The sequence below is a fragment of the Stenotrophomonas acidaminiphila genome (assembly GCF_014109845.1).
GTDB classification, from domain to species: domain Bacteria; phylum Pseudomonadota; class Gammaproteobacteria; order Xanthomonadales; family Xanthomonadaceae; genus Stenotrophomonas; species Stenotrophomonas acidaminiphila.
On record NZ_CP043567.1, the window covers coordinates 2,687,842 to 2,700,843 of the forward strand.

At 69.8% G+C, this 13,002-nt stretch carries 10 protein-coding genes; all 10 read left to right on the top strand.

Annotated elements, in window-relative coordinates; genetic code table 11:
- Window positions 1-39: 39 nt before the first annotated feature.
- The 10 genes from F0P95_RS12290 (at window position 40) to F0P95_RS17675 (ending at window position 12,884) form a co-directional block, all read left to right on the top strand.
- On the top strand, window positions 40-780 hold the full coding sequence (locus F0P95_RS12290) for a flagellar motor protein (RefSeq protein WP_104938864.1): 741 nt from the start codon (window positions 40-42) through the stop codon (window positions 778-780).
- Window positions 781-783: 3 nt separating this feature from the next.
- Entirely contained in the window at window positions 784-1,737 is a 954-nt protein-coding gene (gene motD / locus F0P95_RS12295) for a flagellar motor protein MotD (protein ID WP_182334463.1), read from the top strand.
- Complete coding sequence (locus F0P95_RS12300) at window positions 1,737-2,519, top strand: ParA family protein (protein WP_182334464.1); 783 nt, start codon at window positions 1,737-1,739, stop codon at window positions 2,517-2,519. The genes motD and F0P95_RS12300 overlap by 1 nt, the downstream gene beginning before the upstream one ends.
- A gap of 479 nt (window positions 2,520-2,998) precedes the next feature.
- Window positions 2,999-3,352, top strand: coding sequence for a chemotaxis protein CheW (locus F0P95_RS17830; protein WP_425515936.1), 354 nt, complete (start codon window positions 2,999-3,001; stop codon window positions 3,350-3,352).
- Between the two features lie 149 nt (window positions 3,353-3,501).
- Entirely contained in the window at window positions 3,502-3,810 is a 309-nt protein-coding gene (locus F0P95_RS12310; protein WP_182334465.1) for an STAS domain-containing protein, read from the top strand.
- Complete coding sequence (locus tag F0P95_RS12315; protein ID WP_182334466.1) at window positions 3,807-4,172, top strand: response regulator; 366 nt, start codon at window positions 3,807-3,809, stop codon at window positions 4,170-4,172. The genes F0P95_RS12310 and F0P95_RS12315 overlap by 4 nt, the downstream gene beginning before the upstream one ends.
- Window positions 4,173-4,214: 42 nt before the next feature.
- Complete coding sequence (locus F0P95_RS12320) at window positions 4,215-6,206, top strand: chemotaxis protein CheA (RefSeq protein ID WP_182334467.1); 1,992 nt, start codon at window positions 4,215-4,217, stop codon at window positions 6,204-6,206.
- A 231-nt stretch (window positions 6,207-6,437) separates the two neighbouring features.
- A complete protein-coding gene (locus F0P95_RS12325; protein WP_182334468.1) occupies window positions 6,438-7,598 on the top strand; it encodes an OprO/OprP family phosphate-selective porin in 1,161 nt (386 codons plus the stop codon).
- A gap of 204 nt (window positions 7,599-7,802) precedes the next feature.
- Window positions 7,803-10,004, top strand: coding sequence for a methyl-accepting chemotaxis protein (locus F0P95_RS12330; RefSeq protein WP_182334469.1), 2,202 nt, complete (start codon window positions 7,803-7,805; stop codon window positions 10,002-10,004).
- Between the two features lie 180 nt (window positions 10,005-10,184).
- On the top strand, window positions 10,185-12,884 hold the full coding sequence (locus F0P95_RS17675; RefSeq protein WP_182336982.1) for a methyl-accepting chemotaxis protein: 2,700 nt from the start codon (window positions 10,185-10,187) through the stop codon (window positions 12,882-12,884).
- The last annotated feature ends 118 nt before the right edge of the window (window positions 12,885-13,002 follow it).

The following is a 13,002-nucleotide window of genomic DNA, read 5'->3' on the forward strand; positions in this document are numbered from 1 at the left end:
CCCGTTCAAGTACCCCGCGCACGCGCCGATATTCGTTAAATGGACAGACTCAGCATCATCGGACTCTTCCTCGCACTGGCCTCGCTGGTGGGTGGCAGCATACTCAAGGGAGCCGGCCTGTCCTCGCTGTGGTCGCCGGCGGCATTCGTCATCGTCATCGTCGGCACCGTGGCGGCGATCCTGCTGCACACTTCGCCGGCGATCTTCCGCCACGCCTTCAGGATCGTGCGCTGGGTGGTGCAGCCGCCGGCCAGCGACCGCCAGGCACTGATCCGGCAGATCGTGGAGTGGAGCAACATCGCCCGCCGCCAGGGCCTGCTCGGGCTGGAGCCGCAGGTGGAAATGCAGGACGACCCGTTCCTGCGCAAGGGCCTGCAGCTGGTGGTGGACGGCGTGGAGCCCGACGCGATCCGGCACATGCTGGAAATCGAACTCAGCGGCCAGGAACACCGCGACCTGGCCGCGGCCAAGGTGTTCGAGGGCATGGGCATCTATGCCCCGACCCTGGGCATCATCGGCGCGGTGCTGGGCCTGATCGCGGTGATGAAGAACCTGGCCGACCCGAGCAAGCTCGGCCACGGCATCGCCGCCGCGTTCACCGCCACCATCTACGGCATCGCCTCGGCCAACCTGCTGTTCCTGCCGGTCGCGGCCAAGCTCAAGAGCGTGATCGCGCACAACAGCCGCGAGCGCGAGATGATCATCGAAGGACTGATCGCCATCGCCCATGGCGAGAATCCGCGCAACATCGAAACCAGCCTGGCCGGCTTCGTGGGCTGAACCATGGCACGCCGCAGGTCCCACGAAGAGCACGCCAACCACGAGGCATGGGCCATCCCCTATGCCGACCTGATGACGCTGCTGCTGGCTTTCTTCGTGGTGATGTACGCCATTTCCTCGCTCAACGAAGGCAAGTACCGGGTAATGGCCGATGCCCTGACCACCGCCTTCGGCGGCGCGCCGCGCACCATCACCCAGGTCCAGGTCGGCCACCAGCAGCTGCAGGGCGGCGGCCACGACACGCCGGCGGTGATCCGCGCCCCCAGCATGACCGGCGGCGCGGTCTCCGACCCGACCCGGCTGCCGTCGATGGCGTCGCAGATGACGCGCCCGGTATCGCTGCGCGACCGCGAGCAGCTGCAGCGCGCCGAACGCCAGCTCGGGCAGATCGCCGAGAAGCTGACCCGGGCGCTGGCGCCGCTGGTCGACCAGGGCGTGATCACCGTGCGCCGCACCGAACTGTGGATCGAGGTCGAGATCAACAGCGACATCCTGTTCGCCACCGGTTCGGCGGCACTGGACGCGCAGGCGCGGCAGACCCTGGGCAAGCTGGCCGACGTGCTGCAGGACGTGCCCAACGGCGTGCGCGTGGAAGGCCATACCGACACCATGCCGATCGCCACCGCGCAGTACCCGTCCAACTGGGAACTGTCGGCGGCACGTGCGGCCAGCGTGGTTCACCTGTTCGCCGACCACGGCGTGCAGCCGCAGCGGCTGGCGATGATGGGCTACGGCGAGTTCCGCCCGCGCGAGAGCAACGCGCAGGCCGAGGGCCGCAACCGCAACCGCCGGGTCATGGTCATCATCCTGGCCGATTCGGCCGCCAGCGCCGACGCGCTGGCCGACGGCGCGACCACGGTCGGCGCCGCACAACCCACCCGCGATGCCGCCGGCGCCGAGGCGCCCGCGCGCACGTCCGGACCGGCATTGCCGGCAGCAATAGAAGGAGTGCACTGATGCGTATCTGGGCCATTGCCAACCAGAAGGGCGGCGTCGGCAAGACCACCACGACACTGGCGCTGGGCCGCGGCCTGGCCGCGCTCGGCCAGCGCGTGCTGCTGATCGACCTCGACCCGCATGCCTCGCTGACCCGGGCCTTCGGCGTGCCGCTGGATCCGCCGCCGCCGGGTGTGCTGGAACTGTTCGCCACCCCGCCCGGCGAGATCGCCGCGCTGGCCCGCGACAGCGCCATCCCCGGACTGGACTACCTGTGCGCGCAGGCCGCGCTGGCCACCCTGGAACGGCGCAGCGCCAACCAGCCGGGCCTGGGCCTGGCCCTGCAGCACGCGCTGGCCCAGCACGGGCAGCGCCACGACTACATCCTGCTCGACTGCGCGCCGACCCTGGGCCTGCTGATGATCAACGCGCTGGCCGCCGCCGACCGCCTGATCATTCCCACCCAGGCCGAACCGCTGGCGCTGCACGGGCTGGAAGGCATGGTGCGCACCGGGCAGATGGTCGAGCGCTCGCGCGGCCGGCCGCTGCCGGTGTCGATCCTGCCGACCCTGTTCGACCGCCGTACCCGGACCGGCAACGAAACCCTCAGGCAGATGCAGGACCGGCATGGCGAGCGCGTCTGGGAAGACGCGATTCCGATCGATACCCGGATCAGCACGCCGGCCACCCTCACCGCCCCGGCGCATGACGACGCCTACCCGGGGCGCGGCCTGTCGGCCTACCGCCGCGCACTCGAATGGCTGCGTGCCGAAGACGCCGCGCAACTGGAGCGCGCGGCATGAACGGCACCGACGTGCTGGACGACTATCTGGGCGAACTATTGCTCGACGCGATGCCCGCGCCGGCACCGATACAGGTGCCGGCAGCGCCCGCCCGCGCGGCTGCGACGGCGCCGGTCGCGCCGGTCGCGCCAGATGCCGTCCCGCCGCCGCCCCTCCCAGCCACCCCCGCCCCGGCAGCGCCTGCGGCCACGGCGGCCAGCCCGGTGACGCCGGTTGTCGTGCCCGCTGTGGCAGCGCCGGTGCCGGCCCCCGCGCCTGCCCCTGCGCCGGCCCCTGCACGCAGCGCCGCCGCACCGGCGGTCGACGAAGCCGCGCCGCCGGCAGTGGCCGACGGCGACAATGTCTGGGCCGCACTGCAGGCGCAGGCACGCGAGCCACAACGGCCGCAGCGCCGGGCCAGCGAACGCACCTCGCGCTGGCTGCGCCTGCGCTGCGGCACCCAGGCCTATGCGCTGGAGCTGCTCAAGGTGCAGGAAGTGGTGCTGCCGGTACCGCTGCTGGGCCTGCGCGGCACCGCCGCCTCGATGCTCGGCATCATGAACCTGCGCGGCCAGGTGGTACCGGTGATCGACCTGGGCCTGCACCTGGGCTTCGCCGCGGTGGGCGAAGGCAGCCAGACCCGCATCGTGGTGCTCGAGGAAAAGGGCGAGGTGCTGGGCCTGCGGGTGTCCGCGGTGGAGGACGTGGCCAACCTGACCGAGTCGCAGATCGAGCCGCCCGATACCGCGCGCATCTGCCAGATCTCCAACACCCTGTTCCGCGGCGTGGCCCGCATCGGCCAGCAGCCGATGATCCTGCTCGATGCGTCCGAACTGCTGCAGTGCGAGCGCTGAAACGGCATGCCGCCCGGCGCTGAGCCCGTGCCCGGCGCAGGCCGCGTTCCGTGCGCCAGTTCACGGATTCACGCGCATTTGATCCCGCCCCTTAAAGATCGCCCAGGCACTGCCGTTAACTGGTCCAGTACCGTCTCTCCGGAGCAACGATGAGCACTGTGGCACTGGCGCAGGACCTGGGCATCGAGTCCACCAGCGACCTGAAGCAACACCTGACCCCGCACCTGGGCCAGAGCGGCGCGTTGCGCGTGGATGCCAGCCAGGTGGGCCGGGTGCATACGGCCGCCATCCAGGTGCTGTGTGCCTTCGTCCTGGCCCGCCGCCAGGCCGGCCATGCCACCGTCTTCGACGACGCTACCGACACCTTCCGCGACGCCGCGCGCCTGCTCGGCGTCCTCCAGACCCTGGGTCTGGACGCAACCCCTGACAAATCGAATTCTGTGGAGAACGTTGCATGAGCGCTCGAATCCTGGTGGTGGACGACTCGGCGTCGATGCGCCAGATGGTGGCCTTCGCCCTCACCTCGGCCGGCTTTTCCGTGGAGGAGGCCGAAGACGGCGCCATTGCCCTGGGCCGCGCCAAGGGCGCCAAGTTCAATGCGGTGGTCACCGACGTGAACATGCCCAACATGGACGGCATCGCGCTCATCCGCGAACTGCGCCAGCTGCCGGACTACAAGTTCACCCCGATGCTGATGCTGACCACCGAGTCGGCCGCCGACAAGAAGTCCGAGGGCAAGGCCGCCGGCGCGACCGGCTGGCTGGTCAAGCCGTTCAACCCGGAACAGCTGGTCGCCACCGTCCAGAAAGTCCTGGGCTGATCGCCCTCCCACCGCCCCGAACCCCGACCGGATAGCGCGCCGATGAGCATGGACCTGCAACGTTTCCACGCCACCTTCTTCGAGGAAAGCCGCGAAGGGCTGGACGCCATGGAGGCCGGGCTGCTGGCACTGGAGGACGGGCAGCAGGATCCGGAAATCATCAACTCGGTGTTCCGCGCCGCGCATTCGATCAAGGGCGGCGCCGGCACCTTCGGCTTCGAGGCCATCGCCGGCCTGACCCACGTGCTGGAGACGCTGCTGGACGAGCTGCGTGCCGGCAAGCGGGTGCTGGAAAGCGCCGCGGTCGATGCCATGCTGTCCTCGGTGGACGTGCTGCGCGCACTGCTGCGCGAGGCCGAACACGGCCAGGCCGCCGACCCGGCCGCGGTCGCCGCGGTCAAGGCGCGGCTGGAAGCGGTGCTCTCCGGCACCGCCGCCGCGCCGGTCGCGGCCCGCCAGGAACACCCCGCGGCCGAACCGGAAGGCTGGCAGATCGGCTTCGTCCCGGCGCCCTCGCTGTTCATGAGCGGCAACGATCCGCTGCGCATCATCCGCGAGCTGGAAACCCTCGGCCCGCTGCAGGTCGAGGCGCGCATGCAGCGCCTGCCCGGATTCGAGCAGATGGACCCGCTGGAAGCCTACATCGCCTGGGACCTGGGCCTGACCGGACGCATCCCGCGCAGCAAGATCGAAGATACCTTCGCCTGGGTCGTGGACGACTGCGAGCTGGACATCCAGCCGATCATCGCCCCGCCGAGCCTGGCCACCCACGCCCCGACCGCGGCACAGGAAGTGGCCGCCGAGGTCGCCACGGGCGCACGCCCGGCCGCCGCCGCGGCCACCGCGGCGGGCGCCACGCACGAGGCTGAAAGCTCGATCCGCGTCAGCGTCGACAAGGTCGATGCGCTGATCAACCTGGTCGGCGAGCTGGTCATCACCCAGGCCATGCTCAAGCAGGTCTCCGGCGGCCTGGACCCGTCGCACGCCGAACGCCTGCTGGCCGGCCTGGACCTGCTCGAACGCAATACCCGCGACCTGCAGGAAGCGGTGATCGGCGTGCGCATGCTGCCGGTGGACGCGGTGTTCCGCCGCTTCCCGCGGCTGGTGCGCGACCTGTCCTCGCGCCTGGGCAAGCAGGTCCGGCTGCGCACCATCGGCGAAGGCACCGAACTGGACAAGGGCCTGATCGAGAAGATCGCCGACCCGCTGGTACACCTGGTGCGCAACTCGATCGACCACGGCCTGGAAATGCCCGACGTACGCCGCCAGGCCGGCAAGGACGAGATGGGCACCATCACCCTGGCCGCCTCGCACCAGGGCGGGCACATCGTCATCGAGGTCAGCGACGACGGGCGCGGCCTGAACCGCGACAAGATCCTGGCCAAGGCCCACGAACGCGGCCTGGCGATTCCCGACAACCCGACCGATACCCAGGTCTGGGACCTGATCTTCCAGCCCGGCTTCTCCACCGCCGATGCGGTCACCGACCTGTCCGGCCGCGGCGTGGGCATGGACGTGGTCCGCCGCAACATCCAGGCGCTCGGCGGCGAAGTGCAGCTGGAAAGCCAGACCGGCGCCGGGACCCGGGTGCTGATCCGCCTGCCGCTGACCCTGGCCATCCTCGACGGCATGACCGTGTCGGTCGCCGGCGAGACCCTGATCCTGCCGCTGGCCTACGTGCTCGAGGCGCTGCAGCCCAAGGCCGAAGACATCCGCACCATGGCCGGCGAAGGCCGCGTGCTGCGCGTGCGCGGCGAGTACCTGCCGATCCTGTCGCTGGGCCAGTACTACGGCTACCGCCGGGACAGCCATGCCGACCCGTTGGTGGTGGTGGTCGAGGGCGACGGCCAGAAGATCGCCCTGGAAGTGGACGAACTGCTCGGCCAGCAGCAGGTCGTGGTCAAGAACATCGAGAACAACTACCGCCGCATCGGCGGCGTTTCCGGGGCCACCATCCTCGGCGATGGCCGGGTCGCGCTGATCGTCGATGTCGGCGGCCTGGTGCGCTCGCTGCGCCTGCCGCAGGCCGCCTGACCCGGCGCCCTCGCCATTCGCGGCGGGGGCCACCACCGTTTCATCCCGCACAGGCCGTGCCCACGGCAGGCACGCCGCACCGGCGCCTGCCGCCGGCATGCCCGGGCGACCCCGCTGTCGCCCGTTCCCCCGTGCAACCACTACGCGCGCCCTCCTGCCGCAGGACCGGGGGCGCCACACCGAACCCGGCCCACGCCCCGGCGTGCCGCCCCCTCGCTCCAGGACATCCGCATGCACCGCCTAGCCCCGCTCGCCCTGCTCACCCTCGCCGCTCCGGCCCTGGCCGGCACGCAGGCCGACGCATGGCCCCCGCGACTGGCGCTGGCCGATGGCACCGAAGCCACCCTCACCGGCAACTTCGCCTGGGACATCAACCGCTTCGACGCCGACGGCGCTGCCCTGGACGATGACCAGGACTGGCGCCGCAAGGAATTCGGCCTCGCCATCAAGCGCAAGGGCCTGTACGACTTCACCGCGTCCTACGACTTCCAATCCGACACCTGGATGGACGTGGCGCTGCGCCTGGAGAGCAAGGGCCTGACCGGCCACGACCTCGGCAAATGGCGCATCGGCCAGATGAAGCTGCCGCTGGGCTTCGAGGGCAATACCGCCACCCGCAGCGGCGCCTTCATGGAGAACGCGCTGCCGACACAGGCGTTCTACGAGGGCCGCCGCATCGGTGTGGACTGGGCCCTGGAGCGGCCGCGCTGGCTGTTCAACGCCGGCGCCTACAGCCACGACCTGCAGGGCAACAACCGCGGCGACAGCGTGGCCGCGCGGCTGGCGTGGACCCCGCGCAAACAGCCCTCGCACGTGCTGCACCTGGGCGTATCCAGCACCCGCGAACGTCCCGACGCCGAAACCAATGGCCTCGGCGTGGAGCTCGCGCCGAGCGTGCGCTGGCGCGCCAGGCCGGAAGCGTCGCTGACTTCGCTGCGGCTGGTCGACTCGGGCACCCTGCGCGAGGTCGAACGCATCGACCGCCGCGGCCTGGAGGCGCTGTGGATCGAAGGCCCGTGGTCGCTGCAGGGCGAATACCTGCAGCAGACCACCCGCCGCCACGCCCTGCCGCACTACCGTGGCGACGGCTGGTACCTGGCCGGCAGCTGGCTGCTTACCGGCGAATCGCGCACCTACAGCGGCGGCAACGTCGCCAATCCGCGCCCGGCCGGCAAGCGCGGCGCCATCGAGCTGCTGGCACGCTACAGCCGCATCGACCTGGACGACGGCCTGATCCGTGGCGGCCGCGAACACAACTGGACCGTGGGCGCCAACTGGTACCTCGGCAACCACCTGAAGTTCCAGGCCAACTACGTCCACGCCGATGCGCGGCGCGGGCCCCGGCACTGGCAGCCCGAGGGGGTGCAGCTGCGCGCGCAGCTGCATTTCTGACGGCACCGGCAGGTACCGGTCCGCCGCCTGTCGGGATTCCGCTGCCGGGCGACCGCACAGGCGTCAAGAAGCGGACGCCGGCGCCGATACCGCAAATGTGCACCCCAGGGTGCGGGCCTCCCGCCGCGGCCATTCCAAATTGATGACGTCGCGCAGGTGCGCCGGGCCTGCCTGTCGCTGAGCCTGTCACTGGAGATATCTGCGATGAAATGGTTCCAGAACCTTTCGATCACGCGGAAGCTTGTCCTCGCTTTCTGCATCACCTGCATGATCACCCTGCTGATGGGGGGCTTCTCGCTGTGGCGGATGATGCTCGCCAACACCCAGATCGAGCAGATCAACAACAACTGGATGCCGGCGGTCCAGCAACTGGGCGAGATGCGCGCGCAGCTCGGCGAGTTCCGCACCTATGAGCAGGCGCAGCTGAACTACCAGGGCAACCCCGAGCAGCTGGCCGACTACGACAAGCGCCTGGCCGACACGCGCGGCCTGATCGAGGCCGCCGAGAAGGCCTACGACGACATCGATACCGACTACACGCCGGAAGAACAGGCGATGTACGAGAAACTCAAGGAGCACCGTGCGGCGTACTTCACCGCGCACGAGCGCATTGCCGCGGCCATTGCCGCCGACGATTTCGACACCGCCCGGAACATCTCCTCGGACGAATCGCGCAAGCTGCGCCGCCTGCTGTTCGACCAGCTCAAGCTGATGTCGCAGTACAACCAGGAGCAGCTGGCCAGGGATGTGGCCGCGTCCAGGCAGGCCTACCAGCGTTCGTTGATGGCGGTGGCCGCCGGCATGGCGCTGTCGCTGGTACTTGCCGCCCTGCTGGGCTGGGCCATCATCCGCTCGATCGTACAGCCGCTGGGCGAGGCGGTGCGCGTGGCCGACGATGTCGCCGCGGGCAAGCTCGACCGCCGCATCGACGCCTCGCGCCGCGACGAAGTCGGCAAACTGCTGTCCTCGATGCAGCGCATGCAGGCGCAGCTGCAGGCGGTGATCGCGGCGCAGCAGGAAATGGGGCGCCAGCATGACGCCGGCATCATCAGCTACCGCATGGACCAGGCCGCCTTCCCCGGCGACTACGGGGTGATGGTCGCCGGCACCAACCAGTTGGTCGGCAACCACATCGGCGTGAAGATGCAGGTGATCGAGCTGGCCCAGCGCTATGCCGTGGGCGACCTGAGCCGCGACATGCCGCCGCTGCCCGGCGAGAAGGCCGAGATCACCGAGACCATGGCCACCATCAAGCGCAACCTCACCGCCATCAGCAGCGAGATCCGCCGCCTGAGCGGCGCCGCGGCCGAGGGTGATTTCAGCCAGCGCGGTGACGAGCAGCGCTTCGAGCATGATTTCCGGCAGATGGTGCACAACCTCAACGCGATGATGGAGGCCACCGACCACAGCCTGGCGCAGACCTCCAGCCTGCTGCAGGCCATCGCCCGCGGCGACCTGACCGCGCGCATGCAGGGTGATTTCCAGGGCGTGTTCGCCAGGATGCGCGACGACGCCAACGCCACCGTCGCGCAGCTGACCTCGATCGTCGGCCGCATCCAGCAGGCCGCCTCCAGCATCAACCTGGCCGCCTCGGAGATCGCCACCGGCAACAACGACCTCTCGCGCCGCACCGAACAGCAGGCCGCCAACCTGGAGGAAACCGCCGCCTCGATGGAGGAACTGACCTCCACCGTGCGCCAGAACGCCGAGCACGCCCGCCAGGCCAACCAGCTGGCGCAGGGCGCGGCCGGCGTCGCCTCGCAGGGCGGCCAGGTGGTCGGCCAGGTGGTCACCACCATGGCCGACATCGAGGCCTCGTCGAAGAAGATCGCCGACATCATCAGCGTCATCGACGGCATCGCCTTCCAGACCAACATCCTGGCGCTCAACGCCGCGGTGGAAGCCGCCCGCGCCGGTGAGCAGGGCCGCGGCTTCGCCGTGGTCGCCTCGGAAGTACGCACCCTGGCGCAGCGTTCGGCCGGGGCCGCCAAGGAGATCAAGGAACTGATCGGGAACTCGGTGGACAAGGTCGCCGAAGGCTCGGCGCTGGTGCACCAGGCCGGCAGCACCATGGGCGAGATCGTGACCTCGGTGCAGCGGGTGACCGACATCATGGCCGAGATCTCCGCCGCCTCGCAGGAACAGAGCGCCGGCATCGAACAGGTCAACCAGACCGTCACCCAGATGGACGAGACCACCCAGCAGAACGCCGCGCTGGTGGAGGAAGCCACCGCCGCCGCGCGTGCCATGGAGGAACAGGCGCAGCAGCTGAGCGAGGCCGTCTCGCAGTTCCGGCTGGCGGCCATCGCACCGGCAGCCACTCGGGTCGCCGCCCACGCCCACGCCCCGGCCGTGGCTGCCGGGCGCGGCATCGGCCTGGCGGCCGGCGGCGTGCAGGCGTTCTGAGGCATCCGTCGCGTAGCCCCCTATGGGCTGCGCGCCGGCATTACAGGGGCGGTGATCCAACATCCGCGCCGCCCCTTCTTACCAAAGTCATGAGCCGGTGTCCCGATATCCAGGGGCGCATGGCCGCAGGAGAGAGCTGTGTCCCATCCCCGTTCCGGTTCCAGCATCGTCACCCGCCTGATGCTGGGCGTGGCGCTGATCGCGTTGATTTCCTTCGGTGTCACCGCCGCGATCAGCTACTGGAAGAGCAGCCGCGCCCTGCTCTCGTCGTCGCAGGATGCAATGCGCAACCTGGCCGGCCTCGAGGCGCAGCGGGTCTCGGCCGGGCTGGGCGAGGCCTACGACACCGCCACTACCCTGGCCGGCACCCTGCGCCTGCAGCAGCAACAAGGCATCCTGACCCGCCAGGCGGTATCGGCGCTGCTCAAGCAGCAGCTGCTCGCGCACCCGGAGTGGGTCGGGGTCAGCACGCTGTGGGAGCCGGACGCGTTCGATGGCGCCGATGCCGCGCATGCGGACGACGAGGGACACGATTCGAGCGGCCGCTTCATGAGCTACTGGGCCTGGGCCGACGGAAAACCCGTCACCGAGGCCCTGCGCGGCTATGACGTGGCGGGCGATGGCGACTGGTATCTCAAGCCACGCGAAAGCCGCCAGCCCACGCTGGTCGAGCCGTACAGCTACACGATCAACGGCAAGCAGGTGCTGATGACGACCCTGTCGATCCCGATCGTCGAACAGGAGCGCTTCCTCGGCGTGGTGACGGTGGACTTCGCCCTGTCTTCGCTGCAGGAGCACCTGTCGCGGCTGTCGCCGATGGGCGAAGGCCACGTCGAACTGCTGTCGCCGGCAGGCCGCGTACTGGCCAGTCGCGACCCCGCCGGGATCGGCACCCAGCGCCAGGATGCGGCCACCGGCACCCTGCTCGCGCGCATCGCCAAGGGCGAGGTCGCCGAGGCATTCGAGCCCGACGCCGACGGCAATGTCGCGGTGTACGTGCCGATCAAGGTGGGCGATGCCGCCCAGCACTTCGCCCTCGGCGTGATCGTCCCGCAGTCGCTGCTGACCCGGCAGGCGGACGTGCTGCTGTACATCGTCGCCGCGGTGGGCCTGCTGGCGGCGCTGGCGCTGTGCACGGCGCTGTTCGTGCTGCTGCGTCGCCAGGTGGTGCTGCCGCTGGCCGCCGCCGCCGGCGTCGCCAACGACATCGCCCACGGCAAGCTCGACGGCCGCATCGATACCACGCGCCAGGACGAGATCGGCACCCTGATGCGCTCCATGCAGACCATGCAGGGCAACCTGCGCGAGCGCATCGAGCGCGATGCCGCCCTCGCCGCCGAGAACCTGCGCATCCGTTCCGCGCTCGACGACGTCACCACCAGCGTGATGATCGCCGATGCCGACCTCACCATCATCTACGCCAACCGGCCGCTGTTCCAGATGCTCGGCAAGGCCGAGCAGGACATGCGCCGCGACCTGCCGAACTTCGACATGAAGACGCTGATCGGCAGCAACATCGATGTGTTCCACAAGCATCCGCCGCACCAGCGCAAGCTGCTCGGCGAGCTGCACGGCACCCATCGCGCGCAGATCACCGTCGGCAACCACATCATGCGCCAGATCATCAATCCGGTGACCGACGGCGACGGCCGCCGCCTGGGCTACGTGGTGGAGTGGGACGACCGCACCGCCGAAGTGCAGGTCGAGCGCGAGGTCAGCGGCATCGTCGCCGCCGCCGCCAACGGCGAGCTTTCCGGGCGGATCATGCTGGAAGGCAAGAGCGGCTTCCTGCTGCAGTTGTCGGAACAGTTGAACGACCTGCTGGACAGCTTCGCGAGCAGCGTCGGCCAGGTCTCCACCCTGCTCGGCGCGCTGTCGCGCGGCGACCTGACGGCGCGCATGGAGGGCAGCTACCAGGGCGTATTCGCGCGCATCCGCGACGACGCCAACGCCACCGTCGCGCAGCTGACCTCGATCGTCGGCCGCATCCAGCAGTCGGCATCGAGCATCAACCTGGCCGCCTCGGAAATCGCCACCGGCAACAACGACCTGTCGCGCCGCACCGAACAGCAGGCCGCCAACCTGGAGGAAACCGCCGCCTCGATGGAGGAACTGACCTCCACCGTGCGCCAGAACGCCGAACACGCCCGCCAGGCCAACCAGCTGGCCCAGGGTGCGGCCGGGGTCGCCTCGCAGGGCGGCCAGGTGGTCAGCCAGGTGGTCACCACCATGACCGACATCGAGGCCTCGTCGAAGAAGATCGCCGACATCATCAGCGTCATCGACGGCATCGCCTTCCAGACCAACATCCTGGCGCTCAACGCCGCGGTGGAAGCCGCCCGCGCCGGCGAGCAGGGCCGCGGCTTCGCCGTGGTCGCCTCGGAAGTACGCACCCTGGCGCAGCGTTCGGCCGGGGCCGCCAAGGAGATCAAGGAGCTGATCGAAAACTCGGTGGACAAGGTCGCCGAAGGCTCGGCGCTGGTGCACCAGGCCGGCAGCACCATGGGCGAGATCGTCAGTTCGGTGCAGCGCGTGACCGACATCATGGCCGAGATCTCCGCCGCCTCGCAGGAACAGACGGCCGGCATCGAGCAGGTCAACCAGACCGTGATGCAGATGGACGAAACCACCCAGCAGAACGCCGCGCTGGTGGAGGAAGCCACCGCCGCCGCGCGCTCGATGGAAGAACAGGCCGCGCACCTGTCCGAGGCGGTCGCCCTGTTCCACCTCGACGATGCCGCGGCGACGCCGGCCAGTGCACAGCCGGCGCCCCGGCGCGCTGCCGCCGCGCCCAAGGCCCCGGTGCCGAAGCTGGCGCCCGCCCCCCGCGCGATCGATTCGACGATCATCGCCGATGCCGGCGACTGGCAGGAGTTCTGAGCGGATCCACGCAACAAGCCGCCGCCGGCTTCGAATGAAGCCGGCGGCCTGGCGCGGATTTTCCGACGGACGGCAGCGCAGGCCCTCAAGAACCGCCGTCACCGACCGATGAAGCTGG